Here is a 26,228-nt window from a genome sequence, read left to right as displayed (position 1 = left end):
TCGCCGTGTGACCCCCCTCAGGCCAGGGCCAACCGCTGGGCGGTCTCCAGCAGCATCGCGTGGACGAACGCCTGCGGCGCGTTTCCGCGCAGCTGCCGCTGGGCGACGTCGAACTCCTCGCTCAGCAGCCCCGGCGGCCCGCAGACCGATCGCTGGATGTCGAAGTAGCGGTAGGCCTCGGTGACGTCTCCCTGCTGCAGCAGGGCCAGGCTGAGGATGAATCCGCACAGGGTGAACGACCCTTCAGCTTCACCGAGCGCGCGCTCGTCCGGCCGGTAGCGGTAGACGTGGTGGTCCTGGACCAGGTCGCTCTCCACCCGAGCCAGCGTGGCGAGAGTTCGGGGGTCGTGGGCCGGCAGGCCGCCACGAACAGCGGGCAGCAAGAGCGAGGCGTCCACCCCCGGATGCTCGGGGCTGCGTTGCCACGACCCGTCGGGGGCCAGACAGCGGCGCGAGGTCTCGGCCAGGATCGCGTCAGCCAGTCCGGTGGCCTTCGCGCCCTGCCCCGACGGCAATTGCTGGGCCACCGCGCGGAGACCGGCGACAGCGGCCAACCGCGACTGGGTCCACCAGGCGTCGTCGAGTTCCCAGATGCCGGCTTCGGCGTCGGTCCACTTGCGCTCGATCACGCCGATCGCCACGTCGATCGCCTCGACGTGGTGGCTGTCCAGGTGGTCCAAGCGCGCGCCCGCAGCGAGCAGTTCGAGCATCTCGCCGAGCGCGTCGAGCTGGAACTGCTGCCGGACCCAGTTGCCGACCTTGACCGCGCCGCCCGGGTAGCCGGGCAGGTCGAGGGTGGTCTCGCCCGGGATGTCGCTGCCGTCGATCCGGTAGCCCGGGGCGATCGCGTCACCGTGTTCGAGCAACCGGGCGCAGGTGAAGTCGAGCGCATCTCCCAGCAGCGGGAAGGGCTGGTCCACCGCACAGGCCATCCCCGCGTACACCTGGTCCCTGATCCAGGCGTAGCGGTAGTCGTAGTTCTTCCCTGCCTCGGCCCGCTCCGGGAGCCCGAGGGTGGCCGCGGCCACCATCCCGCCGCCGGGTGAGGTCAGCGAGCGGAGGACCGCGTAGGCATGTCCGGCGTCCCGGGGCGCGGCGGCGTGAGCGAGATCGGGGACGGCTTCGCGCCAGGCGTTCTCGGTGGCGGACCAGGCCCGGTCGGGCTGAGGCGGGTCCAGCAGCGGCCGGTCGCTGATCTCGAGCACCAGATCGGCGCTTCGACCCGGCTCGACGGTGATCTCGGTGCGCAGCGCGTGGTCGGTCCAGCTGGCCTCCGGTGCACCCGACCAGCGCAGGTAGAGCTCGCCCACCCGGCTGTGCCAACGGCCGTCGTCGTCCAGCCGGGGCCTGGTCATCGGGGTGGTGCCGAAGTCGCCGCTCAACCGGAGCAGCACCCCGACCCGCACCGGACGGTCGTCGGCCGAGATCCTTCGCAGCAGGACGAGGCGGTGCTCTTCTCCTGGGAAGGCCAGCGCATCGCGGGACTCGACCATGGTGTCGCCGGCGACCCAGTGGCTGCGCCAGATCATCGAGTTCGGCTCGTAGCAACCACCCCAGACAAAGGTGTCGGTGGGGGTGACGGCGTAGATGCCGTCACCGCCGACCAGATGGCTGATCACGGCGGGCGAATCCCATCGCGGCGCGCAGAGCCAGCTGATGTCGCCCCGGGGTCCGACCAGGGCACCGCGGCACCCGTCAGCGATCAGCGCGTAGTCGCGCAGCGTGTGCGGCGGATACACGACCGCCACATCATGCGGTCGCCTCGTGCTCACGGTGCTCACCGGTTGCGTCGTCGGACCGCAGTGGCACGGGCAGCCGAGAGCCCCGAGACCGCGGCGACCGCCGCGCTGAGCAGGACGGCGCGGCGACGCTGCGGATCCCGGACCGCGAGGACGACCATGCTGGCTGCGTGGATGCCGTCGACGCCGGCGTAGAGCGGGCCGAAGTGCCCGGGCACCAGAACCTGCACCACGCCCTGAGCCAGGTGTCGGGCGCCCAGAACGGTGATCGCATCCTGCTCACCACGAGTCGGCTCCCGATGCTCGAGCGCGGCGAAGAGGGTCCGTCCGCGCCAGAGGAGAGTCGCACCCCACAGCAGACCGGCCGCTCCGGAAGACCTCAGGGTGCCCGATGACCGTCGGGCCGACCTGGCGTTCACCGAGCCATCCTGCGGCCGACCACCACGAGGGCTCCAGCCACCATGGCGGCACCGGCACCGATCAGGGTCTTGTGATGGTGGGAGAACCACAGCTGCGGTGCGTTCGCGGTGGCCCGGTCGTCGAAGGCGCCGTGCGCGCCGAAGTCCCTCCCGTCCGGCCCGTCCGCCGGGTCCCACAGGTTGTGCGGCTGGTCGGGATCCTTGCGTCGACCGGTCTGCTGGGAGGAGAAACCCTTCCAGCCCAGGTACTGGTCGAGCAGCCCGGGGATGAACTTGTCCCCGATCAGGGTGCCCACCGTGCTGGCGCCCACCCAGTACTCGCGTCGCTTCGGGTGGTCGGCGGCGAACAGCACCGCCTTGGCGGCCACCTCGGGCTGGTAGATCGGCGGCACCGGCTGGGCGTGATCGGGCAGTCGGGACAGCACCCAGGAGAACTGCGGGGTGTTCACCGCCGGCATCTGCACCATCGTCACGTGCACGTTGCTCTTCTCGTGGATCAGCTCGCAACGCAAGGCCTCGTGGAAGCCCTGGATGGCGTGCTTGGAGCCGCAGTAGGCCGTCTGCAGGGGGATCCCGCGGTAGGCCAGCGCCGACCCGACATGCACGATCGTGCCGCGGTCACGCTCCATCATCGGCTTGAGCACGGCCATGGTCGAGTACACGTAGCCGAGGTAACTGACCTCGGTGGCCCGCTTGTACTCCTCTGGGCTGACGTGCCAGAACCGGCTGAACACGGCGGTGAAGGCCACGTTGACCCAGACGTCGATCGGGCCGAGCTCGTCCTCCACCCGCGCCACCGCGGCCTCGACCGCCTCGTGGTCGGCCACGTCCAGCGGCAGGACGAGTGCGGTCCCGCCCGCCTCCTGAACTTCGGCCGCCGCCGCCTCGAGCCCCTTCTCACCACGGGCGATCAGCGCCAATTTTGCGCCCCGCTCGGCGAACTTCCGGGTCACCGCCCGGCCGATGCCCCCGGATGCCCCAGTGACTACCACGACCTGCGTCATCGCACTTCCTCGCCTCGGTTGGATGTCGGACGTTCATGGTCGGAACGTAGGACGCGCTCCAACCTCCCACAGGCCCCGGTGCCACCGGTCGCCGGCCTCAGCGCGGAGCCAGGCACCGCGGCCGGGGACTGACTCAGACCGCCTTCAGCAGCCGTCCGGCCCAGGCACCCCGCGCGGTCCGGACGAAGACCGTGGCCCAGGCGGTCAGCAGACCGAGGTAGAACAGCACCGCCGCCCCGGTGAACAGGTCCAGCCCGGTGGCCGCAGCCAGCCCGGAGGTGCCGGTGACCACGGTGCCGACCGGGAAGGTGAAAGACCACCAGGTCAGGCTGAACGGCAGGTGCTGGCGCGCAGTCCGAATCGTGATCGCCAGGGCCAGCGCACCCCAGAGCAGTGCGAAGCCCCACATCGGGACCCCATAGACCAGACCGAGGGCGTGAAAGGCGGTGCCGTAGGGCGCCGGCAGCAGGGCAGGCGCCTTCTCGCCGAGGTTGTGCGCCGCGGTGATCGACTGGCCGAGCGGCCCGAGCACGATCCAGAGGGTGGGGACGGCGGCCGCCGCGCCGACCTTGTGGTGCACCAGGCGGCTCCAGATCATCGTGATCATCACCACGCTGACCATCAGGGTCAGCCCGAACATCACGTAACAACCGAGCAGCAGCGTGGTCCTGGCTTGCCCGGCGGGCAGGTGCGCGATCAACAGCGGCCCGGTGGCGGCGCTGACCATGGGCGGCACCACCGGCATCAACCAGCCACCGAAGGCGGAGTCGGCCTTGACCTCGTGACCGGTGAAAGCCCTGAAAGGAACGGCGACTGCCGTCCACAGACCGAGCGCGGTGCCCGCGGTCCAGAGCACCGCGTCCATGACCACTGCCGGATGGGTGCCGATGACCGGCTGCCCGACCAGCAGCGCTCCGGCGCCGACGGTCATCAGTCCCATCGCCGGCGCCCCGTAGAAGTGGCTCATCACCGGGTGGTCCAGGTGTGCCCGGGCCCGCTCGCCGTGCCGGAGCCAGTGCACTGCGGTCGCGGTCAACACGACGGCCAGCAGCAGTACGTCCAGTACCCAGATCGCCCGGGCGAAGACCAGCAGTCCCGGAACCTGAACCGGCAGCGTCGCAGCAGCGTTCGCCACGATGCCGGTGCCCATCACCGAGGCGAACCAGTTCGGTCCGATGTGACCGAAGGTCGGCTGGCCCTCGAGGTCGCGGAGGAAGGAACCGCGTCGGAACCGACGGTTCGGTGCCGCGTGCCGGGCCGGTTCCGGGGCACCGGATGTGGTGTCGTAGCTCGCCTCGCGAGCGGTGGTGATCGCCATGGCACCAACCCTGCCGTGTCCGGGGCGGCGCCAGTATCCCGGCGACCGCTGTGCAGCTACAACCCAGAGTTGTGGGTGTTTCGGAGCCGGCGCGGGCCATGATCGGCGGATGGAGCACCTGATCGGTCAATACCAGGATCTCGGCTGGACGGCGGCGAAGGCGCTGCTGCTACTGGTGGTCGCCGTGGTCGGGCTGCGGCTGGCGGAACGCCGGACGCTGGCCGAGCTCGGCATCTTCGACTTCGCGGTGGCGGTGGCGGTGGGGGCGATCATTGGCCGTACCTCGACGTCGTCGGACACCTCGTTCGTCACCGGTGCGGTGGCCCTGGTCACGCTGCTGGTGGCGCACCGGCTCATCTCGGTGCTGCGCCGCCACGGGCTGCTGGGCCGGCTGATCGACCGCCGGCCGATGGCCGTGGTCCGGGATGGCCAAGTCCAGGCGGCCGCGCTGGCCCGGGCCGGGCTGACCCGGAACGATCTGCTCGCCCTGCTGCGCCGTGGCGGAACCGACGAGCTCGCTTCACTCGCCGTCGTGCTCTACGAGAGCGACGGCAGTCTGACCGCCATCCGCGCCGGACAGCAGCTGGGCGAACCGACCCGAGCCGGTCTGCGAGAGGCCGGAATCGGCGGCTCGCGGTGAATCCGGAGCTGCGCGCGGACAAGCTCGGCCGGATCTGGACCCCACCCGTCGCTCCGCTCAACCGTCTCGCGGCAGACTGGCGCAGTCCCCCGAATGCTGCGCCGCGGACCGTGCCGTGGTTCGATCCCGACGGCGCCGGGATCGCGGCCCGGATCCTGGTGCTGCTCGAGTCGCCCGGCCCGGCGACCATCCGCGCCGGCGCGCGGGCCATAGCGTCCGAGGACAACCAGGATCCGAGCGGTCGACGATTGCGCGAGCTCCGTCGGAGCACTGCGCTGCGGCGGAAGGACTATCTGCGCTGGAACGTCGTTCCCTGGCCGATCGCCGACCTCGATGGTCGACGACGCAGACCGACGACGGACGATCTCGAGAGAGCCCGCCCCGCCCTCGGCGAAGTGGTCGCGCTGTTACCGGAGCTCGAGCTGGTGATCACCGTCGGAAAGACAGCGCTCGACGGGTGGATGCGGTTCCTGACCCTGGCTGACGGGTGGGAGGCCTCGACCGGTAGGGGTGAGCTTCCGGTCACGTTGCAGGTGCCACACCCGTCGCCGGCCAACCCCCACCGGCGGGACGAGGCAGCGGTCCGGACGGAGCAGGCCTTCGCCCTGGCTGCGCGGATCGTCCGCCCCTGATCCTCACCGTCGACCGGACTGGATGTGGGCGACCAGGTCGCGCCCGGCCCCAGCCGGCGGCTTGGCCGGGCCGAGCCAGACCGCTCGGAGTGCGCGGCGCAGGTCGAGCCCGTCGACATCGATCCGGGCGAGCCGGCCGGTGTGGACGTCGTCGTTGACCGCCAGTTCGCTCAGCGCGGCCGGGCCGGCGCCGGCCAGGACCGCCGACCGTACCGCCGAGGTCGTGGACAACGACAAGATCACCGGAGGTTCGGCGGTGTCCGCGCCGAGCACGCTGCGGAGTGCCGCGACCAGTGCCTCCCTGGTGCCGGAGCCGGTCTCCCGGCTGACCAACGGCGTCCGCGCCAGCTCGTCCGCCGTGACCGGTCGGCTCCGCCGCGCGAGCCGGTCGTCGGGCCGGGCCACCAGGACCAGCCGGTCGTGGGCGACGACCGTGCTGCGGATGTCGCGCGGCACCCGCGGGCTCTCCACGAAGCCCAGATCGGCCTCGCCGGACCGGACGGTGGCGATCACGGTCTCGCTGTTGGCCGCGGTCAGCATCACTTCGACATGGGAGCGACCCTGGGCGCGGCGGGCGGCATCGAGCGAGACCAACCAGCCGGGCAGCAGGAGCTCGGCCACGGTCAGGCTGGCCGCCAGCCGCAGCCGCGTCTGCCGGTCCTGTCGAAGGGTGGCCAGACCCCGGTCCAGGTGCACCGCGGCCGAGATGACACGGGTGGCCCACTCTGCGGTGACGACCCCGGCCGGGGTCAGTTGCGAACCACGAGCGGTCCGGACCAGCATTTGCACGCCGGTCTGGGCCTCCAGCGCGGCCATTCGGGCCGAGGTCGCCTGCTGGCTGATCCCCAGCTCGTGCGCGGCGGCATTGATGCTGCCGAGACGTGCGACGGCCAAGAAGGTCTCCAGCCCGGTCAGATCAGGCATCCGGGTGCTCAGTTCCACGCGGACAGCCTAGCGAAGCCACAGCAGGCTGTTGTAACCCCACATCCGCCGGGCCGCTACCGGTCGCTCGCGTCGAAGGGCATCGTCGAACCGACGCAGAGAAGGGAGCAGAGATGGTCATCGTCGACGCGGCGAGCGCGGGCCGCTTGCAGGCCGAGGGTGCGCTCTGCCTCGACGCCCACACCCTGGAGATCACCCAGTGGGGAGCCCGGACCGAGCTGCCCGAGGACGCCTCACTGCTCGAACGCCCGATCCTGGTCTGTGGCGCCGACGACCGTCAGGTCGAGGCCCTGGTGCGCGAACTGACCCTGCGCGGCCTGCCCGCCTGGCAGGTCGTCAGCTGAGATTGCTGTCTCAGACCGTGACATCGGCCGGGGCGCTGAGCCGGGCCGAGTAGATCGAGTATCCGTCGATCCAGCGGGTGATCGCGGTCGCGATCACGGTCGCAATCACCATCGGCACCATCAGCGAGAAGCCGTCGTGGGTGAGTTCGAGCACCAGAGCCAGCGCGGCCAGTGGCGCCTGCATGCCGGCGCCGATCATGGCCGCGGCACCGATCATCGCGTAGGCACCGACCGGGCTGCCCGGCCACAGCCGGTCGAACAGCAGCCCGAGCGCGGCACCCAGGACCGCTCCGGTGCTCAGGACCGGGGTGAACAGGCCGCCGGAGGCACCGCTGCCCAGGCACAGCACGGTGACCAGCGGCTTCAGCACGCTCAACGCCACCAGCAGACCGAGACCCCCGACCCCGACGAACGCGTCGTGGGCCATCCCCTTGCCATTGCCATAGAGCTGCGGGAACCAGACCGCCAGCCCGGCCGTCAGACCGAACGCGACCAGGGGCGCGAAGATCGACTTCCAGCCGGTGATCCGGTGGTGGGAGATCCAGCCGATCAACCGGACGTAGCCGGCGGCCAGGACGCCGATCACCACCCCGGCGGGAGCCGACCACACCAACAGCCGGAAGGCGAAGGGGTAGCTCGGGATGTCGGCATACGTCGCGTGCGACGGGAGATAGAGCCACGCGGTCAGGGTGGCGATCCCGGAGCAGGCCAGAGCCGGCAGGATCACCGGCAGGTTGACCGCCCCGAGCAGCACCTCGGCCGTGAACAGCGCCCCACCCAGCGGGACGTTATAGACGCAGGCCAGACCGGCTCCCCCACCGCAGGCCACCAGCAGCCGGCGTTGCGCCCCGCTCAGCCGGCTCCACTCGGCCAGCAGGCTGCCACCGACCGCCCCCATCAGCTTCGGCGCCGACTCCCGTCCCAGTGAGGCGCCGAGCCCGATCACGATCTCCGAGATGACAGAGGTGCCCAGGCTGCGTCGGAACGACAACCGCCCCTGACCGGTCCACAGCACATCGTCGACCTCGGACTTCTTCCCCGGGGTGAACCGGCGCAGCAGGTACCAGGCCACGCCGCCGAACACCCCGGCGATCAGCAGCGGGATCGCCCGGTGCCAGGCCGAGGCCCGCTCCACCGCTGCCTCGAAGCCACCGCCGGTGCCCTCGACCCCGAAGGCCAGGTGTTGAACGCCGAACAGGATCCACATCATCAGATCGCCGAAGAGGCCGGTCACCACGCCGGTCAAGGCGACCATCAACCAGAACTTCGCCGTCAGCCGGGCCTGGCCGTCTCCGGTGGCGTTCGGTTGCATCATCGCGCCAACGCCCGAGGGCAGCCGACGCTTGATCAACGGCGCGGGCTGGCGTTGACGTGCGGTGCCCACTGCGGGCTCCTTTCCGACCGAAGCGTTCCGACAGATCAGTTTCCGGCGGCCGGGCTCAGTGCACCAGACCGGTGGGCAGGCGGAGCATCTGCGGGTCGTCCGAGCCGGGCGGGACGACGAGCAGGTGAGTCGCCGCCGCCACCGCGACCAGCGACGCCGAGTGTGACGGGCCAACCGGTTGCGGTGTGCCACCGATCAACCGGACCGGCACCAGCATGACGTCGTGTTCGCGCCGTGGCCCATCCCAACGGCACCGGGTGACCGGGTCCGGGCGGCGACCGTCGAGGACCGCGAGGATCGGCGCCACCAGGGTCATCACCGCGGCCACCGCCGCGAACGGGTGCCCGGGGAGGCCACAGACCGGGGTGCCGCCCGGCAACCGGGCCAGCAGTTGCGGATGCCCGGGCCGGCAGGCGACGCCATCGACCAACAGCTCGGCACCCAGGTCGGCCAGGGCCTTGTGCAGGTGATCAGCCGGACCGAGCGAGGACGCGCCGGTGACCAGGACCAGGTCGACCTGGGCTGTCGGCTCGCGGACGTCGAGCGCGAGCCGGAGCGCGCGGGTTAGCTCTTCGACGGTGTCGCCCACCCGGGTCGGGTGCGCCGCGTCCGCCCCGAGGCCGGCGAGCAGACCGGGCAACGCGGGCCCGAGGGCGTCGCGTGGTCGACTCGCCGTGGGAAGACCCTCGTCGACCAGCTCGTCCCCGGTCACCAGCACGGCGACGCGCGGAACCGGTCGGACCCCGACCCGGTCGAGCCCGGCCGCGGCGAGCAGGCCCACCGTCAGCGCGGTGACCCGCTCTCCGGCGGAGGCGAGCAGCTGGCCGGCCGCCAGTTCGTTGCCGGCTGCTCTGATGTGTCGCCCGTGAGGCAGATCTGCAGTGCGGGAACCGACCAGGACCGCCCTGTCATCCGCGGACGGCATCGGTGACAAGGCGGGAAGCGAGACCGGCATCGAGGTCGGAGACACCCCCGGGAACGAGCCGGCCAGGCAACCGGCCTCGGCATCCTCGTACCTCAGCACCGCGGTAGCGCCGGCTGGGACCGGCGCACCGGTGGCGATCTCGACCGCCTCACCCGTCCTGAGTACGCCGCTCCACTCCTCACCCGCGAGGAGCGCGCCGATCCGTCGCCACGGTCCAGTCCCGCGCACCGCATAGCCGTCCATGGCGGCCGTCGGGGCGACTGGCAGCCCAACCTGAGCGCGTACGTCCCCGGCCAGCACACACCCCAGCGCCTCCCGCACCGGTACCGCGACCGGCTCGAGCGCGCGGCAGGCTGTCGCGGCCACCTGCCGGGCCGCCGACCAGCTGTGATCCGCCACCGTGCGGCCCGCCTATCGGGTCACGGGGGTGAGCGACAGCGAGCGGCCGAGCAGGCTGCGCCGGACCGGGCGGACCGCGGCCGCCGTCTGCCGCAGCGCACGGGCCGACGGGCTGTCCGGGTGGGACAGGACGACGGGCACGCCGGCGTCGCCGGCCTCGCGGAGCTGGATATCGAGGGGGATCTGCCCGACCAGTGGACAACCGAGCTCCGCGGCCAGCTGGGTACCGCCGCCGCTGCCGAACACCGGTGTCCGCGCCGAGCAGTCCGCGCACACCAGCTCGGTCATGTTCTCGATCACACCCGCCACCGGCATCGACACGCTCCGGGCCATCGCGCCGACGCGGCTGGCCACCGACCGGGCGGCCGGCTGCGGGGTCGTGACGGCGAGCAGAGCGGCGTCCGGGAGCAGCTCGAGCACCGACAGGGTGACGTCGCCAGTGCCCGGTGGCAGATCGAGAACCAGCACGTCGAGGTCGTCCCAGGCGACGTCGGTGACGAACTGGCTGAGCGCCTTGTGCAACATCGGACCCCGCCAGACCACCGGCTCGTTCTCGGCCACGAAGAACCCGAGCGACATCAGCCCGACCCCGTGGGCCGGCACCGGGAGCATGCGCTGGTTCATCGCGGTCGGGGCGCGGTGGATCCCGAACAGCTGCGGCACCGAGTAGCCCCAGACGTCGGCGTCGATGAGGCCGACCCGCTTGCCCTCGGTGGCCCAGGCCACCGCGAGGTTCGCTGCCACGCTGGACTTGCCGACGCCACCCTTGCCGCTGGCCACGGCGTAGACGGCTCGGGCCGGGCTGACCCCCTCGGGCACCGACCGAACGCTGCCGGCCACGCGCTCGCGTTCAGCCTCACTGAGCACGGTGAAGTCCAGACTCACCTTCCGGACCCCGGTCACCGACTCGGCGGCGGCGGTGACCGCAGTCCGCAACTCCGCGGCCATCGGGTAGCCGCGGCTGGTCAGGGCCACCTCGACCCGGACCCCTCCGAGCGGGCCGGTCCGGACCTCCCTGACCAGGCCGAGATCAGCCAGGCTCCGGCCGAGTTCCGGCTCGACCACCGCCTCGATCGCTGACCGGACGCGATCGTCCAACTCGGCGCGGCTCATCGGGCTGCGTCGTGCGGTGCGGGGTCGTGCGGTGCGAGACGGTGCTCGGACGGCTCTCGAGACGTTTCCGCCTGGGCGGCCAGGGTGTCCAGCACGTCGGCGGAGTGGGTGGCTCGTCGGGTCCACCAGCGCTCGGTCTCGTCACCTCCGGCCGCACCTGTGTGCGCCATATCGCGTCCAGCCGCGCGATGGGCGAGCCGAGCGAGCCAGGACAGGGTGGCCGGCTTGTCCTGCTCGACCATCGCCTTGAGGGCATAGCGCCGCTCGCCCCGGCGGTAGCCCAGACCGACCTCGGCGGCGCCGGCGGCCAGGTCGCGCTGGGTCAGCACCATCCCGATCCGGACCGGGGTGACCACGGCGTCGAGCAGGTCGTCGAAGCCGATCCCCACCTCGATCGGTCCGGGCGCCTCGCGCAGTGCCAGCGGCAGGCTCGGTGGCGCCGGGTGCCGGTGACGTTCGTCCCTGAGCAGCGCCAGAACGAGGTCGGCCCAGGCGCTGACCTCGGGTAGACCGAGCCGGGACAACGCGACCAGATAGCCGGGGGCGAACGGCCATAGATGCTCGTGGAACACGGTGGCCGCAGCCCGGGCCGCAGGATCGGTCCGCGCTTCGGTGGGTGCCATCCTGAGTCCGTTGGAGAGCTCGGCGGACGCATCGACACGCTCGGCGAACGGAGCCGTCTGCTCGAGCAGGTCGGCGTAGGCCATCAGCAGGACGCCGAGGTGATCGGCGTCGGCGGGGGGTCGCAGCCCGAGGGCCCGCCAGAAGCCCTCGACCCGGTCCAGTCCCTCGCCGCCCAGCTGGCCGTCGGGTCCGAGGTAGATGGCCGCGTGCGGCGGGAGCAGCAGGACGAATGCCTCGGTGTGATCGGCGGGGGCGATCGACGCCAGCCCGACGGCCTCGCACAGACGGTCCGACGACGGCGGTGGGGTCAGCGCGATCGCTCCCAGCGCCCGGATCAACTCGATCCGGTCCGTCTTCTCGGTTCGCTCGGACACCTCGGGGTCGGCCAGGTGTGCGCTCACGACGGGCCCGGCGCGGCCGGGATCAGCCGCGCCTCCGGGGTGGGCTTGAGCGGACGCATCAGCCAGTCGGGCCGGCGCTTCCCGTCCGGGGAGACCAGGGCCGCCGCCCGGGTCTTGGCCAGCCACTCCAGGTAGACCTCGCGCGACTTCGCGGTGTCGACGCTGATGTCACCGGCCCGGTCGTCGGGCCGGGCCGGCGTGACCCGGACGGCCTGGTGCCAGCAGTGCATGCCCGAGATCGGGTCCGGGTGGACGCCGAAGGTCAGGTTCTGGTGCACCCCGGTGTCGCTCCACCAGATCCGCTGGGTGTCGGGGTCGCTGCTGGGGTGCGGCGCGACCGAGGCGGTCTTGTGCATCGACCACTCCGACCCGTCGTGGACCAGGTCGACCGTGGCCATCATCGCCCCGACCGCACCGTCCTGGGCGGCGGTCTTCCACCGGCCCATGTGGTGGCTGCAGGCCACCACCCCGGGTCGGATCCCCTCGGTGATCCAGGCCTTGGCCACGAAGTACCCGATCGTCGTCTCCACCCGCAGGAGATCGCCGGTCCGGGCGACTCCGAGTCGGCGGGCATCCACGGGGTTCACCCAGACCGGGTTGGTGTGGGCCAGCTCGTCGAGCCATTTCGAGTTCGCCGATCGGGTGTGGATCTGGGTCGGCAGCCGGAACGTGGACAGCAGCACCATCTGGTCGGCGTCCATGGCCTCGGGGTGTACGTGACTCTTGATGTATCCCGGCAAGGCATGCTCGGGCCAGCCCCAGTCGGCCAGCGTCGAAGACCAGAACTCGAGTAGACCGCTCGGGGTCGGGAAGCCGCGGAGGATCTCTCCCTCCACCCGGACGCCCACCGCGCGTCGCCCTTGGGCGTCGGGATCCGGGGCGCCGAGCGGGACGATGTTCGGGCTGGCCGGCTTGTCGGTGGCGGTGTAGACCCGGCCGTGGTCGGTGATGTTGAGGTCTCTGAGCTCGTCGATCGGCACCGGCTGCTCGTGGACCGCGCCGATTCCCCTGGCGATCTCGAAGGCGCCGTACCGGCGCATGAACTGCAGCGGGGTCAGCCCCTCGGCCGCGGCCCGCTCGGGCAGCCCCGGGACCGAGTTCTCGAACATCCACCCGTAGTACTCGTCGACGCTGAGCTTGGTCCCGGGCTCGGCCTTGGACTCGTGGTACTGCCGGATGCCCAGGCTGCCGTCCGGGTCGATCCGCCAGGACAGCTCGATCCAGAACTCGTTCTCCTCCCACACCTCACCCGGGTTGATCTCCCGGCTGTCGGTGATCGTCTCGCCGAGTCGTTCCCGGGCTGCCCGGAGGACCGGCTGCCGGAAGCCCAGCCACTGGCCGTCGTACTGCTCGTAGGAGTGGGTGTCGTGACGTTCTGAGGCATGTCCCATCGGCAGCACCCAGTCGGCCAGGTAGGCCGATTCGTTCCAGGTCGGGGTGAGCGCGACGAAGCAGCCGACCTGCTTCTCGTCGGTCAGCACCTCCATCCAGCTGAGCCCGTCCGGGTTGGTCCAGACCGGGTTGTAGACCCGGGTGAAGTAGGTGTCGAGGGTGCCGCGGCCGTCCTTGATCAGGTGCGGCAACAGGAAGCTGAGCTCGTTTTGGGCCAGCGGGTACTCCAGCGGCCAGGTCAGGTCCTGCCAGACGCCGGGATGTGGCGGGGTGTGGATCGGCTTCGGGACGAACTTGTTGTAGGCGTTGGGGAACAAGCCGCCCTCGGTGGCGACCGCCCCGAGCAACGCCTGCAGGAAGAACAGGGTCCGAGAAACCTGCCAGCCACCGAGGTTGGCCGCGGCGGCTGAACGCCAGCTGTGCGACGTGAAGCGGTGCCCGGCTCCGGCTACCACCTCGGCCACCTCGGCCAGGGTCGCGGCGTCGATCCCTGACTCGGACGCGGCGTAGTCGAAGGTGAACTCGTCGTAGAGCCGGACGAGTTGGGCCTCGAACGATTCGAAGGTCACCGGCAGGTCGGGGCAGCAGTGCTCGAGGTACTCGACCCAGTTAAACCAGCGGCGGACGAACTCGCGGTCGTAGCGGCCGGTGGTGATCAGGTGACGGGCGATGGCCAGGTTGATCGCCGCCTCGCTGCCCGGCTGTGGTGACAGCCAGTAGTCGGCCTGGGTGGCGGTGTTGGACAGTCGGGTGTCGAGCACGATCACCTTGGCCCCGTTTGCACGGGCCTCGGTGATCCGCTGGGCGTGCGGGTTGAAGTAGTGCCCGGTCTCCAGGTGCGAGCTGATCAGGTAGATCACCTTCGCGTTGGCGTGGTCAGGGCTGGGCCGGTCGATCCCCATCCAGAACTGGTATCCGGTCCGGCCGCCGCTGGAGCAGACGTTCGTGTGGCTGTTGTGGCCATCGACGCCCCAGCTGGCCAGCACCCGCTCCGTGTAACCGTCCTCGCCCGGACGACCGAGGTGGACCATGATCTCGTTCTGCCGTTGCTCGGTGATCGCCGTGCGCAACCGATCGCCGAGCGCGTCCAGCGCCTCGTCCCAGCTGACCCGCTGCCACTTGCCCTCACCGCGAGCCCCGACCCGCTTCAGCGGGTACAGGATCCGGTCGGGATCGGTGACCTGGTTGATGGTGGCCGGCCCCTTGGCGCAGTTCCGCCCTCGCGAGCCCGGGTGCTCCGGGTTGCCCTCGAACTTGCGGACGTGCAGGTCGTCCTTGTCGACGTAGGCAAGCAGACCGCAGGCTGACTCGCAGTTGAAGCAGGTGGTGGGCACCAGCATGTACCGGTGCTCGACGCGCTTCGGCCAGGACCGGGAGTCGAGTTCGACCCAGTCGTCCCAACGCTCCTTCGGCGGGAAGGCAGCCAGGTGGATCCGGCTCGGGCCCGGGTAGAAGGTCTCGCCCCGGGCCTCGGTGGCCCGGCGGGCGGCTGAAACCCGTCGGGCCCTGGCGCCAAGATCATCAGCGGCACCACGATCATCGTGCGCGGTCATCGATGCTCCTCGAATCCGTAGGCGATGCAAACACCGGGGCGGCTGACGGTCATGCCAGCGGTACCGACTGGCCGGCCTGGACATAGGCGTGTTCGTGGGCCAGCAGGCCGATCAGCGCGAACGGCACGGCGAACACCCCGATCCAGGGTGCGGCCAGGCCGATCGCCACCCCGACCACACCGACCCAGAAGAACCGGGCGTAGCGGCCCCGGGTCATGGTGTGGGTGGCCAGGTGGGCGTGTGCGGTGACGTGCGGCAGCGTGGTCTCACCGGCCACCATCAGCAGGTGGACGGCGGCGGACACGGCGAGCACCACTGCCACCACGTCGGTGCCGGCGGCCCCGGACAGGCCCGCGGTGAAGGGCAGCAGCCCGGCCGATCCGGCCAGTACCGCCTGGACGGCCAGGTGCGGCGGCAGCAGCGGGCTCTGCCAGAGGTCGCGGGCCTTGGCCTGGGCGAACAGGAACGCGGTGTAGCAGGCGGTGCCCAGACCGAGCACGATCCCGACCGCGCCGGTGACCAGCACCGCAGGACGCAGGCCGAAGAAGGTCGCGGCCAGGTAGAGCACAGCCACTCCGCCGTAGCCGCCGATCACGAACGAGCCGCGAACCAGCCAGCTCCGCCAGTGGTGCTTGGTGAAGATCATCCAGAACCGGAACGGGTGCTTGAGGTCCCAGATCAGCAGCACGCCGGTGACCCCGAGGAAGAAGATCGCACCGAGCGGTGCCACCCACTCGACCACCGGGTCGGACCAGCCGAGCAGACCGACGAACGCCAGCGCCAGCGCCACGACGAACATCCCGGCGGACAGGCTCTTGGTCCAGGTGTAGAGGCTGACCCGCCACCCCCATGGCGCCCGGTGCGGGACGTCGTAGGAGACCAACGCCGCGGCGGAAGAGGTGTTGTGGCCGGGATGACCGGCCGGGACCAGCTGCGGGTCGGCGGGCCCTTGGGTGGCCCAGGCGTAGAGCCCACCGTCCGGGCGGCGGGCCGCCAGCGGGTCGAGGGTGGCCTGGTGTGCGCCGAGGTAGAAGACGCCGGGGCCGGTCTCCTTCTCCGGTCGCCGGACCACCGCCGCCTTGCGCTGGACCAACTGGGCGACCTTCGAGGTGGGGTCGTTCAGGTCACCGACCAGGATCGCCTCGGTCGGGCAGACGCTGACGCAGGCCGGCTCGAGCCCGACATCGAGCCGATGCGCGCAGAAGTTGCACTTCTCGGCCGAGTGATCCTCGGGATTGATGAAGATCGCGTCGTAGGGGCAGGCCGCCATACAGGCCTTGCAGCCGATGCAGATCGACTTGTCAAAGTCGACGATGCCGTCGTCGCGCTTGTACATAGCCTGGGTCGGGCAGGCGTTCACGCACGGCGCGTCGGTGCACTGGTTGCACCGGGTCACCTGGAAAGCCCGACGTACCTGCGGGAAGACCCCGACGTCGACCGACTTGACGTAGGTGCGGTTGACCCCGAGGGGCACCTCGTTCTCGCTCTTGCAGGCGGTGCTGCAGGCGTGGCAGCCGATACACCGGGTCTGGTCGAGCACCTTCACCCAGCGCTGCGGCGCGGTACCCGTGTCGTGGTCGAGCGCCTCGGTGGTCATGCACCGCAGGCTAGGAGGAACAGTCCGCGGCGCTCTACAGGCGGGGTCACAAAATTTCTTTGTAAGGTGCGCAGTCCGGGCCGTCGGCCCGGAAATGTCCGGCCTGCTCGGAGCGCGAGGTGGACCGCCCCCAGCAGTACCGGCACTTCGATCAGCGGGCCGACCACCCCGGCCAGTGCCTGGCCGCTGGTGGCACCGAAGGTGCCGATGGCCGCGGCGATCGCCCGCTCGCAGGTGTTACCGGCTGCGGTGAAGGCATCGTAGTGGTCCACCCGATCCGTCTCCATCGACGAACGAGAAGGTACCCTAGGGGGGTAATCACGGAGGGAGGGTGTGATGCGGACCGTGTTGCTCCGATTGCTGCGCCTTACCCTGCTCGGTGTGGTCGTGGCGCTGGCCCTCGCGCTGGTGGCCATGCACCAACTCCGCCCAGACGCCGGCCGGACCGAACCGCCGAGCGCCCTCAGCGTCACCTCGTCCGGGCAGCACACCGAGTACACCCAGCACACCGTTCCGAGCACCCAGGTCGACACGCGAGCCAGCGCCCCGGCCATGGACTGCGCGCTGGCGGCCGGTTGTCTGCTGTTACTGGTGCTGACCGTGCTGCGGCCGGCACACCGGCTCGGATCGGTCCGGGCGCTGGCGAGCCGCCGGATCCGCGGCCCGGGCCAGAGTCGCACCGGCCCGCTCCCCCGACTGAGGGCCCGGTCACCCTCCCGGCTGGAGTTCGGGGTCTGTCGGACCTGATCGGCACGCGCTGCCCGATCGAATCCGCACCGACCCGAACCCAGCAAGGAGTTTTCCGTGTTCTACCGAACCATCCAGCAGTTCCGCATGCCCCGCCGTCGGGCCGCGGCCGCGGTCGTCCTCGGCCTGGCGGTTGCCGCCGCCGCCGGTTGCGGCTCGACCGGATCGTCCTCCGGCATGCCCTCGATGTCCGGCATGCCCTCGATGTCCGGCATGCCCTCGATGTCCGGCATGCCCTCGATGTCCGGCATGCCCTCGGCGAGCCCGAGCGCCGGTGCCCGGGCGGCGAACGAGGCCGACGTCATGTTCGCCCAGATGATGATCCCGCACCACCAGCAGGCGGTGCAGATGAGCGACCTGCTCCTGGCCAAGCCCGGGCTCGATCCGCGGGCGCAGAAGCTGGCCGAACAGATCAAGGCCGAACAGGCACCGGAGATCACCACGATGACCGGCTGGCTGAAGATCTGGGGCGCCCCGACCGCCGGCAGCATGGGAGGGATGAACCATGGCGGCAGCGACGGGATGCTCACCACGGCCGAACTGGCCGAGCTCCGCTCCGCTTCCACCGCGACCGCGCAGAAGCTGTACCTGCAGGGCATGATCGGCCACCACCGCGGGGCGGTGGTGATGGCGAAGACCGAGATCGCCGACGGGTCGAACCCGGACGCGATCGCCCTGGCCCGCAGCATCGTCCGGACCCAGAACGAAGAGATCACCACCATGACGGGGCTGCTGTCGAAACTCTGAACCCCGAAACTCTGAACCGACGCAACGCCTCGGTCCACGACCCGACGGGTCGTGGACCGGGGCGGTTCTTCAGCGGCCGGTCAGGAGCGGACCAGCCGGCCGATCGCCTCGCTCGCCTCCTTGAGCTTCGCCTCGGCCTCATCGCCGCCGACGCGGGCCGCGTCCATGACGCAGTGCTCCAGGTGGTCGTCGAGCAACCCCATCGCCACCGCCTGCAGGGCCCGGGTCAGCGCACTGACCTGGGTCAGGATATCGATGCAGTACTTCTCCTCCTCGATCATCCGGGAGAGGCCGCGCGCCTGCCCCTCGATCCGGCGCAGTCGTCGGAGGTACTGCTGCTTGTCGCTGATGTACCCGTGATGGGCGACCTCGACCTGGTCGCCGCCGTCGCCGATCGGTTCGGTCACCGGGCTGCCTCCTCGGTCCGGGCCCGTCGGGCGCCGACGGGATGGACCACCATCATCGCCGCTCGTCATCGATCCGTCCCCCGGAAACGACGCAACCGCAGGCTGTTGCCGACCACGAACACGCTCGACAACGCCATCGCCGCACCGGCGAGCATCGGGTTGAGCAGCCCGAAGGCGGCGACCGGGATCGCCGCGACGTTGTAGGCGAAGGCCCAGAACAGATTGACCTTGATGGTGCCGAGCGTGCGCCGGGACAGCCGGATCGCATCCACGGCGCTCCGCAGGTCGGCCCGCACCAGGGTGATGTCTGAGGCCTCGATCGCCACGTCGGTCCCGGTGCCCATGGCCAGACCGAGATCGGCCCGGGCGAGCGCGGGGGCGTCGTTGACGCCGTCACCGACCATCGCCACCACCCGACCCTCGGCCTGCAGCCGCGCCACCACCGCAGCCTTGTCGGTCGGCAGCACCTCGGCGACGACCTCACCGATCCCGACCTCGTCGGCGATCCGGCGGGCCACCACCGCGTTGTCGCCGGTCAGCATCACCGGCGTCAACCCGAGCCGACGCAGTCCGGCCACCGCCTCCGCGCTGGTCGGTCGCACCCGGTCGGCCAGCACCAGCAGCCCGCGGACCGCACCGCTCCAGCCGACCGTGACGACTGTCCGACCGGCCCGCTCCGCCTCCGTCCGGGCGGCAACCAGCCCCGCACCGGTGCGGTCGGTGCTCTCAGGTCCGTCACTTCCGTCAGGACCGTCGGGGCCGCCGACCAACGAGCCACGGCCGACCAGGACCAGCCGGTCCTCCACCCGACCGCGGACCCCGCGGCCCTCGAGGTTCGCGAACTCCTGCACGTCCGGTAGTGGGCCGAGCCGGTCGGCGGCCGCGGCGGCCACCGCCCGGCCGATCGGGTGTTCGGAGGCGTGCTCGAGCGCTCCGGCCAGCCTGAGCACCTCGGCGGCGTCCTCGCCGGCCGCCGGCAGCACGTCGACCAGGCTCATGGCGCCGACGGTGACGGTGCCGGTCTTGTCCAGGACGACGGTGTCGACCCGGCGGGTCGACTCCAACACCTCCGGACCCTTGATCAGCACGCCCAGCTGCGCGCCCCGGCCGGTGCCGACCAGCAGCGCGGTCGGCGTGGCCAGCCCGAGCGCGCACGGGCACGCGATCACCAGCACGGCCACCGCGGCGGTGAAGGCCTCGACTGCGGTCGCGCCGGCGACCAGCCAACCGATCAGCGTCAGCACTGCGATCCCCAGCACGACCGGGACGAAGACCCCGGCCACCCGGTCGGCCAGCCGCTGGACCGGGGCCTTGCCGGTCTGCGCCTCTTCGACCAGCGTGGCCATCTGCGCGAGCTGGGTGTCGGTGCCGACCCGGGTGGCCCGCACCACCAGCCGACCGCCCGCGTTCACCGTGGCGCCGGCGACCGCGTCGCCCATGCCGACCTCGACCGGCACGGACTCCCCGGTCATCATCGAGACATCGACCGCCGAGGTGCCGGCGATGACGACGCCGTCGGTGGCGATCTTCTCCCCCGGCCGCACGACGAACTCCGAACCGACCCGGAGTGCGGCGATGCCGACTCGGGTCTCGATCCCGTCGGCGAGCAGTGTCACGTCCTTGGCGCCGAGTTCGAGCAACGACCGGAGCGCCGCTCCGGCCCGCCGCTTGGCCCGCTTCTCGAAGAACCGGCCGGCCAGGATGAAGGTGGTCACTCCCGCGGCGACCTCGAGGTAGATCGTGTCGGACGCGCCCGAGTGGGCCGGCCGCAGGCTGAAGTGGTCGGTCATCCCGGGTGCACCGGCGGTGCCGAGGAACAGCGCGTAGAGCGACCACAGAAAGGCGGCCGTGGTGCCGAGCGAGACCAGGGTGTCCATGGTCGCGGTCCGGTGCCGGGCGTTCAGCCAGGCGGCGCGGTGGAACGGCCAGGCGCCCCAGACCACCACCGGTGCGGCCAGCGTGAGCGAGGCCCACTGCCAGTCGGTGAACTGGAGCGGCGGCACCATGGCGAGCAGGATCACCGGCACCGACAGCGCGATCGAACCGGTCAGCCGGTGCCGCAGACCCCTCAGCTCAGGGTCCTCGCCGGCGCGCGCGGACCCGTCGCCCTCGGCGGACCCGTCGGCCTGGGCGGCCGGGATCTCCGGGGCGGGCGGGGGCGGCAGCGTCGCGGTGTAGCCGGCTTTGGTCACCTCGGCGATCAGCAGTGCGGGGTCGTAGCCGGCCGGGACGCTGACCCGCGCCTTCTCGGTGGCGTAGTTGACGGTCGCGCTCACCGCCTCCAGCTTGTTCAGCTTCTTCTCGATCCGCATCGCGCAGGAGGCGCACGTCATCCCGGCGATCTGCAGCTCGAGGTCCGAGCCCGCGGGGCTACCCGGATCGCGATCGGTCGGGGCCGTCGACACCGCCACCCCGATCAGACCCTGACCGCCGAATAGCCGGCCTCGTCCACCGCGGCCAGCACGGCCCGGTCGTCGATCCCGCCAGCCGCGGTCACCACCAGCCGACCGGTTCCGGCGTCGACCTCGACCTGTTCGACCCCGCCGATGGTCTCGACCTCCTCGCGGACCGACATCTCGCAGTGTTCGCAGGTCATCCCGGTCACCCGATACTCACCAGTCGTCATCACGGTCTCCTCTCAGACTTCCCTCGACTTACCCCCCAGGGGTATGTGTAAGGTAACCCTCGCGCGTCCGGGAACCCTTCCCGGTCCACACCGCACAGCTTACCCCAGGGGGGTATGGGGCTGGCGGCCATGGCGTCGATCGGGAGAGGAGCGGACCGCATGCAGGCTCTCCCGGTGCTCGCTCTGCTGATCGTCGGGTCGCTGGGGCTCGCCGTCCTCTACGCCGGCCACCGGCTCCTGTACCGCGAGCCGGCCGCGGTCGCGTTGCCGTTCCTGTCCGGGCTGGCGCCGAGCGAACACGCGCTCTCCCGCTACCACGCCCGCTGGTACGTCGCCACCCTGCTCTTCCTCGCCTTCGACGTCGAGATGCTGTTCATGTACCCCTGGACGCTGGTGGTGGCGATGGAGGGCATCGGTGCGGTCACCGAGATGTTCGTCTTCCTCGGGGTGCTGCTGGTGGGCGTGGTCTGGGCCTGGCGCGAAGGTGCCCTGCGATGGGCCTGAGCGCGACGGTCGACCGGCTGCTCGGGCGGCTGGCGCTCGGCCGGCTGCACGTGCTGCCGGTGGAGGTGCCCGGCGCGGGTGAGCTGCGGATGCGGCTGGAGCACGCCTGCCGGGTGCGTGGCTGGCCGCTGGCCACCTCTCCGGCGGACGCGGATCTGCTGGTGGTCTGCGGCTCTGAGCCCCACGGGGACCTCGCCGCGGCGCTGGACCGGGTGTGGCAGGCCATGCCGGGACCGCGGGTCCGGGGGACGCTCTCAGCAGTTCCCGAGCTCCCCGGAGTGCTCGACGAGCTGGCCGCCGACTACCTCGCCTGGAACCGCGCCGAGGACCCGTTGCCGTCGGCGGAGCCCGATCAGCACGGCGGCCACGACATGGGCGACCACGACATGGGCGACATGGACATGGGCGACCACATGGGCGACATGGACATGGGCGGGCCGGGAGGGATCGCGCTGGCCTCGGGCGCCGACGACCGCGACGGACTGGAGATGGACGTCCTGCACCTGCCGCTCGGGCCGGCGCTGCCCGACTGGCCGGCCGGTCTGAGCCTGCTGCTGACCCTGCAGGGCGACGTGGTCGCCGCGGTCGAGGTCACCGCCGCCCAGCGGATTCCGGTCCACGATCCGTTCGCCTACCGGCTGGACTGGGCCGCTCGGCTGCTGCAGCTGACCGGTGCGGGCGCACTGGCCGACCGAGTACTGGCCGCCCGCGACCACCGGCTCGGTCTGACCGGTTCTGGCCCGGACCCGGTCGACCTCCGGCGTCGGATCGCGCGGTCCTGGCCGCTGAAACGCGCTCTGCGCGGGGTCGGACCCGTCGACGCCGTCGACGTCCCGGTGGAGTGGGGCGGCGACTGCTACGACCGACTGCTCCGGTTGGTCGATCCCGGGAACGACCGGACTGCGCCTGGACCGGCGGTGCAGGATCTGCCCGCCCTGGCCGAACTGCTGCCCGGTCTACTGACCGGGTCCGAACTGGCCGACGTCCGCCTGACCGTGGCCAGCCTGGCCGGGCTGGCTTTCATCGCTGCGGAAACCTCCGCGGGCAGCCCGGTCGACCACCCGGTCGGAGCCGCCGGATGACCGACGCAGCCTCGGCCGTGCTGAGCGTCGTGCTGACCGTCGTCGTGCTTGGGGTCGGCGGTCTCTGCGCGGCGGCGTTCGGCGGCGTATTGGCCGGACCGTCGGTGCGGCACGGCCTGACCCTGCCGCTGGCCGAAACCGCCCGGCTGCTGCGCCAACGGCGTCGCTCAGCGCCCGGTGCGGACCTGCTCTTGTGGCGGATCGCCGGCGCCGGGCTGGTGCTGGTGCCGTTGCTGATGCTGGCCGTGGTGCCGCTCGGCCCGCCCCCGGTGCTCGATTCCGCCGTCGGCGTCGTCTGGTTCAACACCGCCGACGTCGCCGTCTGGGCTCTCGTCTGGCTGCTCGGCTGGGGCGCCAACGCCACCTTCGCCCTGGTCGGGGCGTTCCGCTTCCTGGCCTCGGCGCTGGCGTACGAGCTCCCGCTGATGTTCGCCCTGACCGCGCCGGCGGTGGCCGCCCACAGCCTCCGGGTCACCGACATCGTCGCCGCCCAGGCCGGGCTGCCGTACGTGGTCTGGATGCCGCTGGCCTTCGTCGTGCTGCTGGTCGGCGTGGCCGGGTTCTCGGTCTGGGGTTCGCTCGGCCCGGCGGCCGGCCCGGATCTGGCCGGCGGCGTCCTCGGCGAACTGTCTGGGCCGGACCGGTGGCTGGCCCTCACCGGTCGCTACCTGCTGCTGGTCGCCGGGTCGGTGTTCACCGCCGCCCTGTTCCTCGGCGGCGGCGCGGGACCACTGCTGCCGTCCTGGTGCTGGCTGCTGGTCAAGTCCGCGGTGCTGGTCGCCGCCTTGGTCGTGCTGCGCAACCGGCTGGTGCTGCTTCGGCCCGACCGGTTCATGGAGATCGGCTGGCTGATCCTGCTGCCGGCCGCACTGCTGCAACTGCTGGTGGTCTCGCTGCTGGTCACCGTCGGGGGGTGGTCATGAACGTCGTCGTCTTCATCATCGTCTTCCTCGTGCTGGCGCTCGTCGCGGTGGTCAGCGGCGCTCTGGTCTTCGTTATCGACTCGATGGCCCGGGCTACCTACGCCCTCGCGATTTCCTTCGTCGCCGTCGGCGGGGCCCTGGTGCTGTTCGGTCTGACCTATCCCGGCGTGATCACCATCCTGATGATGATCATGGAGATGGCGATCATGGCGGTCTTCATGATCATGTTCATGGGGATGAACCCGGCCCTGATACCGATGAGCATGGTGCACGGCCAGAGACCGGCGCTGGTGGCCTCGGCCGGGCTGTTCGTCCTGCTGGTGGTCGGCATCCTGCTCGCTCCGTGGCCGCAGCATCCCCACGCGGCGCCGGCCCGGGCCCGGCAGCTCGGTCAGGCGCTGATGGGCGACAAGATGCTGGTGATGATGACGATCAGTCCGGTCATGTTCGCCACTATCGTCGCCGGCGTGGTGCTGGCCTCGCACCGGACCCGCTACGACCGGTTCGGCGACGACCTGGACCGCCGCGTGGCCAGCGATCCGCAACCGGGCGGGGTGGGCCGATGATCCTCCCCCTGGTGCTGATCGTCGCCGCCGCGCTGTTCTGCGTCGGGCTCTACGGCGCGCTGTCCCAGCAGGTCGTGGTGATGGTGATGATGGGCCTCGAGCTGATGCTCAACGCTGTGGTGCTGGCCGCCGGCGCGCTCTGGCTGTTCCTGGCTCCGGACGTCAGCGGGCAGGTGCTGGTGCTGGTGGTGCTGGCGGTGATGACGCTGGAGATGGCGATGGGCTTCGCAGTCGCCGTCCTCGTGCACCGCACGCGCGGCTCGGACATGACGGACCAGCTGACCGATCTGGCCGAGGACCCGGCCCGGTGAACGCCCTGCTCTGGCTGGTCCCCGGACTGCCCGCCGCGGCCGGGGCGGTGCTGGCCCTCTCCGGGGTCCGGTCCCGCCGGGCCGCGGTGACGATCACCCTGACGGTCGCGGCGCTGACGCTGGTGCTGACCACGGGGTTCGCCGTCGGTCAGTCGACGGTGCGGACGCCGTTCCTGGCCAAGGCCGATCTTGCGCTGGGGATGGATCCGCTGGCTGGGGTGGTCGGGGTCGCGGTGGTGGTGGTCGCCGTCCTGGTGCTGGTGTTCGCCGGCGCCGACGTGACCGAGTCGCCGGCCCGGTTCGGCGGTCTGATGCTGCTGTTTGTGGCCGCTGTGCTGACCACGGTGGCCGCCCGCACGCTGCCGACGCTGATCCTCGGGTGGGAGGTGATGGGCGCGACCTCGTACGCGCTGATCGGCTTCGACTGGCGCCGGCCGGCCGCGGTGACCGGGGGCGTGGTCGCCTTTGTCACCACCCGGACCGCCGACCTGGGTCTCTACCTGGCCGCCGGCGCGGCTCTGGCGGGCGGCGGGACGCTCGACCTGGCCCGCATGTCCGACGTGGCCGAGCCGTGGCGCACCGTGGTGGCCGCGGGCATCGCGGCGGCGGCGATCGGCAAGGCCGCGCAACTGCCGTTCACGTTCTGGATCTCCCGGGCGATGGAGGGCCCGAGTCCGGTCAGCGCGTTGTTGCACTCGGCGGCGATGGTGGCGATGGGCGGCTACCTGCTGCTCCGGGTGCCCGAGCTGCTCGCACGGACGCCGGTGGTGGGGACGACGGTGGCCTGGATCGGCGCGCTGACCACGGTCGGGCTCGGCCTGGTCGCGCTGGCCCAGCGCGATGTGAAGCAGGTGCTGGCTGCCTCCACCTCGGCCCAGCTCGGCTTCGTGGTGCTGGCGGCCGGGCTGGGCGGGGTGAGCGCCGGCGTCGGTCAGTTGTTGGCGCACGCGGCCACCAAGGCGCTGCTGTTCCTGGCCGCCGGAGCCTGGTTGTCGGCGCTCGGCACCCGTCGCCTGAGCGCGTTGCGGGGCGTCGCCCGGCGGTGGCCGCTGCTCGGCGCTCTGGCCACGGTCGGTCTGCTCAGTCTGGCCGGGATCGCCCCGTTGTCGCTGTGGGCCGGCAAGGAGGGCGTGCTGGCCGTGGCCCTGTCCACAACCTCATCCAGAATTTCATCCGAGGGCGGGTGGCCGCTCTATTTGCTCGGTCTACTCGGCACGGCGCTGTCGGCGGCCTACGCCGGCCGGGTGCTGCAGATCATCTGGTCGGGTCGCTCACCCGAGACCGACCGGTGGGACGAGTTCGAACCCGGGACGCGCCGGATCGAGCCCGCGATGTGGCCGCCGTTGATCCTGCTCGCCCTGGCTGCGGTGGCGCTCGGGGTGCTGGCGCTGCCGGCCGTCTCGGACCCACTGGCCGCCGCGGTGGGCGGCCCGCACCCGGCCGAGGGCGTGGTCGAGCTGATCGGCTCCGCGGGGCTGGCCCTGGTGGTGACCGCGATCGCCTGGCGTCGGACCGCGGTGGCCGAACGCCGGCCCGTCCGGTCGACCCGCCCGACCCGGCTGCTGCTGGACTGGTTCGGACTCGAGCGGGCGGCCCGGGCCGGGCTGGTAGCGCCGGTCGACCGGCTGGCCGGCCTGCTGGCCCGCTTCGACGACCGGATGCTGGACGCCGGCGTCGAAACCGCGGCCGGGCGCACCGTCGCGCTCGCCGGGGCGGCAGCCCGATTCGACCGGTCCGACCTGGACGGGCTGGTCGAGGGTCTTGGCCGCGCCGTCCGCCGGTTGGCCCGGCTGGCCCGCCGACCGCAGACCGGCCAGATCCATCAGTACTACCTGCAGAGCGCGGCCGTCGTGATCGTCGTCGCCGTGCTCCTGATCGTGATCGGCTGA

The 26,228-nt window shown here is 71.4% G+C and carries 26 protein-coding genes; 11 read left to right on the top strand and 15 right to left on the bottom strand.

Annotation, left to right across the window (positions count from 1 at the left end; genetic code table 11):
- Nucleotides 1-17: 17 nt before the first annotated feature.
- The 4 genes from FHX74_RS02530 to FHX74_RS02515 all read right to left on the bottom strand — a co-directional run bounded on the left by FHX74_RS02530 (nt 18) and on the right by FHX74_RS02515 (nt 4,480).
- The gene (locus FHX74_RS02530) at nt 18-1,739 is read right to left on the bottom strand and encodes a glycoside hydrolase family 15 protein (RefSeq protein WP_220483387.1); all 1,722 of its coding nucleotides are present in this window, start codon (nt 1,737-1,739) and stop codon (nt 18-20) included.
- A 38-nt stretch (nt 1,740-1,777) separates the two neighbouring features.
- Nucleotides 1,778-1,972 carry a hypothetical protein gene (locus FHX74_RS02525; protein WP_182558488.1) on the bottom strand — a complete coding sequence of 65 codons (195 nt, stop codon included), beginning with the start codon at nt 1,970-1,972 and terminating at the stop codon, nt 1,778-1,780.
- A 182-nt stretch (nt 1,973-2,154) separates the two neighbouring features.
- On the bottom strand, nt 2,155-3,162 hold the full coding sequence (locus tag FHX74_RS02520) for an SDR family oxidoreductase (RefSeq protein WP_182558487.1): 1,008 nt from the start codon (nt 3,160-3,162) through the stop codon (nt 2,155-2,157).
- A 133-nt stretch (nt 3,163-3,295) separates the two neighbouring features.
- Nucleotides 3,296-4,480 carry a TDT family transporter gene (locus FHX74_RS02515; protein ID WP_182558486.1) on the bottom strand — a complete coding sequence of 395 codons (1,185 nt, stop codon included), beginning with the start codon at nt 4,478-4,480 and terminating at the stop codon, nt 3,296-3,298.
- Nucleotides 4,481-4,589: 109 nt separating this feature from the next.
- Between FHX74_RS02515 and FHX74_RS02510 the strand changes: the two genes are divergently transcribed.
- The gene (locus FHX74_RS02510) at nt 4,590-5,120 is read left to right on the top strand and encodes a DUF421 domain-containing protein (protein WP_182558485.1); all 531 of its coding nucleotides are present in this window, start codon (nt 4,590-4,592) and stop codon (nt 5,118-5,120) included.
- The gene (locus FHX74_RS02505; RefSeq protein WP_182558484.1) at nt 5,117-5,752 is read left to right on the top strand and encodes a uracil-DNA glycosylase; all 636 of its coding nucleotides are present in this window, start codon (nt 5,117-5,119) and stop codon (nt 5,750-5,752) included. The genes FHX74_RS02510 and FHX74_RS02505 overlap by 4 nt, the downstream gene beginning before the upstream one ends.
- A gap of 3 nt (nt 5,753-5,755) precedes the next feature.
- On the opposite strand, the gene FHX74_RS02500 is transcribed toward FHX74_RS02505, so the two are convergent.
- Nucleotides 5,756-6,694, bottom strand: a complete 939-nt coding sequence (locus FHX74_RS02500) for a LysR family transcriptional regulator (protein WP_182558483.1) — start codon at nt 6,692-6,694, stop codon at nt 5,756-5,758.
- Nucleotides 6,695-6,807: 113 nt separating this feature from the next.
- On the opposite strand from FHX74_RS02500, the gene FHX74_RS02495 reads away from it, so the two are divergent.
- On the top strand, nt 6,808-7,038 hold the full coding sequence (locus FHX74_RS02495) for a hypothetical protein (RefSeq protein ID WP_182558482.1): 231 nt from the start codon (nt 6,808-6,810) through the stop codon (nt 7,036-7,038).
- A gap of 10 nt (nt 7,039-7,048) precedes the next feature.
- On the opposite strand, the gene FHX74_RS02490 is transcribed toward FHX74_RS02495, so the two are convergent.
- The 7 genes from FHX74_RS02490 to FHX74_RS19985 are packed head-to-tail and all read right to left on the bottom strand — an operon-like array spanning nt 7,049 to nt 16,698.
- Nucleotides 7,049-8,422, bottom strand: coding sequence for a chloride channel protein (locus tag FHX74_RS02490; protein ID WP_220483386.1), 1,374 nt, complete (start codon nt 8,420-8,422; stop codon nt 7,049-7,051).
- Between the two features lie 55 nt (nt 8,423-8,477).
- A complete protein-coding gene (locus FHX74_RS20890) occupies nt 8,478-9,746 on the bottom strand; it encodes a molybdopterin molybdotransferase MoeA (protein ID WP_182558481.1) in 1,269 nt (422 codons plus the stop codon).
- A 12-nt stretch (nt 9,747-9,758) separates the two neighbouring features.
- Nucleotides 9,759-10,859, bottom strand: a complete 1,101-nt coding sequence (locus tag FHX74_RS02480) for an Mrp/NBP35 family ATP-binding protein (RefSeq protein ID WP_182558480.1) — start codon at nt 10,857-10,859, stop codon at nt 9,759-9,761.
- Entirely contained in the window at nt 10,856-11,884 is a 1,029-nt protein-coding gene (locus FHX74_RS02475) for a molecular chaperone TorD family protein (protein WP_182558479.1), read from the bottom strand. Before FHX74_RS02475 ends, FHX74_RS02480 begins: the two co-directional genes overlap by 4 nt.
- Nucleotides 11,881-14,829 (bottom strand): molybdopterin-dependent oxidoreductase, encoded by a 2,949-nt coding sequence (locus FHX74_RS02470; protein ID WP_182558478.1) that lies wholly within the window; start codon nt 14,827-14,829, stop codon nt 11,881-11,883. Before FHX74_RS02470 ends, FHX74_RS02475 begins: the two co-directional genes overlap by 4 nt.
- A 49-nt stretch (nt 14,830-14,878) precedes the next feature.
- Nucleotides 14,879-16,426 carry a 4Fe-4S dicluster domain-containing protein gene (locus FHX74_RS02465; protein ID WP_182558477.1) on the bottom strand — a complete coding sequence of 516 codons (1,548 nt, stop codon included), beginning with the start codon at nt 16,424-16,426 and terminating at the stop codon, nt 14,879-14,881.
- Nucleotides 16,423-16,698: an arsenic resistance protein gene (locus tag FHX74_RS19985; RefSeq protein ID WP_456238295.1), complete on the bottom strand. Its 276-nt coding sequence runs from the start codon at nt 16,696-16,698 to the stop codon at nt 16,423-16,425. Before FHX74_RS19985 ends, FHX74_RS02465 begins: the two co-directional genes overlap by 4 nt.
- Nucleotides 16,699-16,762: 64 nt before the next feature.
- Here FHX74_RS19985 and FHX74_RS02455 point away from each other — a divergent pair, with 64 nt between their 5' ends.
- Together FHX74_RS02455 and FHX74_RS20885 are read left to right on the top strand one after the other, a co-directional pair.
- Nucleotides 16,763-17,173 carry a hypothetical protein gene (locus tag FHX74_RS02455; protein ID WP_182558476.1) on the top strand — a complete coding sequence of 137 codons (411 nt, stop codon included), beginning with the start codon at nt 16,763-16,765 and terminating at the stop codon, nt 17,171-17,173.
- A 57-nt stretch (nt 17,174-17,230) separates the two neighbouring features.
- A complete protein-coding gene (locus FHX74_RS20885; RefSeq protein ID WP_220483385.1) occupies nt 17,231-17,920 on the top strand; it encodes a DUF305 domain-containing protein in 690 nt (229 codons plus the stop codon).
- Between the two features lie 80 nt (nt 17,921-18,000).
- Here the strand turns inward: FHX74_RS20885 and FHX74_RS19975 are convergent, their stop codons facing one another.
- The 3 genes from FHX74_RS19975 to FHX74_RS02435 form a co-directional block, all read right to left on the bottom strand.
- Nucleotides 18,001-18,327, bottom strand: coding sequence for a metal-sensitive transcriptional regulator (locus FHX74_RS19975; protein ID WP_328823578.1), 327 nt, complete (start codon nt 18,325-18,327; stop codon nt 18,001-18,003).
- 65 nt (nt 18,328-18,392) lie between these two features.
- The gene (locus tag FHX74_RS02440) at nt 18,393-20,732 is read right to left on the bottom strand and encodes a heavy metal translocating P-type ATPase (protein WP_328823632.1); all 2,340 of its coding nucleotides are present in this window, start codon (nt 20,730-20,732) and stop codon (nt 18,393-18,395) included.
- An 11-nt stretch (nt 20,733-20,743) separates the two neighbouring features.
- Complete coding sequence (locus FHX74_RS02435; protein ID WP_182558474.1) at nt 20,744-20,953, bottom strand: heavy-metal-associated domain-containing protein; 210 nt, start codon at nt 20,951-20,953, stop codon at nt 20,744-20,746.
- A gap of 159 nt (nt 20,954-21,112) precedes the next feature.
- Between FHX74_RS02435 and FHX74_RS02430 the strand changes: the two genes are divergently transcribed.
- Genes FHX74_RS02430 through FHX74_RS02405 form a run of 6 tightly spaced genes read left to right on the top strand, consistent with a single transcriptional unit; the run spans nt 21,113 to nt 26,228 of the window.
- Nucleotides 21,113-21,457 carry an NADH-quinone oxidoreductase subunit A gene (locus FHX74_RS02430; protein ID WP_182558473.1) on the top strand — a complete coding sequence of 115 codons (345 nt, stop codon included), beginning with the start codon at nt 21,113-21,115 and terminating at the stop codon, nt 21,455-21,457.
- Entirely contained in the window at nt 21,448-22,539 is a 1,092-nt protein-coding gene (locus tag FHX74_RS02425; RefSeq protein WP_182558472.1) for a hypothetical protein, read from the top strand. Before FHX74_RS02430 ends, FHX74_RS02425 begins: the two co-directional genes overlap by 10 nt.
- Entirely contained in the window at nt 22,536-23,462 is a 927-nt protein-coding gene (locus FHX74_RS02420) for an NADH-quinone oxidoreductase subunit H (protein ID WP_182558471.1), read from the top strand. The genes FHX74_RS02425 and FHX74_RS02420 overlap by 4 nt, the downstream gene beginning before the upstream one ends.
- Nucleotides 23,459-24,028: an NADH-quinone oxidoreductase subunit J gene (locus tag FHX74_RS02415; protein WP_182558470.1), complete on the top strand. Its 570-nt coding sequence runs from the start codon at nt 23,459-23,461 to the stop codon at nt 24,026-24,028. The genes FHX74_RS02420 and FHX74_RS02415 overlap by 4 nt, the downstream gene beginning before the upstream one ends.
- Complete coding sequence (nuoK, locus tag FHX74_RS02410; RefSeq protein ID WP_182558469.1) at nt 24,025-24,339, top strand: NADH-quinone oxidoreductase subunit NuoK; 315 nt, start codon at nt 24,025-24,027, stop codon at nt 24,337-24,339. The genes FHX74_RS02415 and nuoK overlap by 4 nt, the downstream gene beginning before the upstream one ends.
- Nucleotides 24,336-26,228 (top strand): NADH-quinone oxidoreductase subunit 5 family protein, encoded by a 1,893-nt coding sequence (locus tag FHX74_RS02405; RefSeq protein ID WP_182558468.1) that lies wholly within the window; start codon nt 24,336-24,338, stop codon nt 26,226-26,228. Before nuoK ends, FHX74_RS02405 begins: the two co-directional genes overlap by 4 nt.

This window comes from Microlunatus kandeliicorticis (assembly GCF_014137855.1).
Lineage (GTDB): Bacteria > Actinomycetota > Actinomycetes > Propionibacteriales > Propionibacteriaceae > Microlunatus > Microlunatus kandeliicorticis.
Note: the sequence above shows the minus strand (reverse complement) of the source record. Positions and strands in the feature narration are given on the sequence as shown.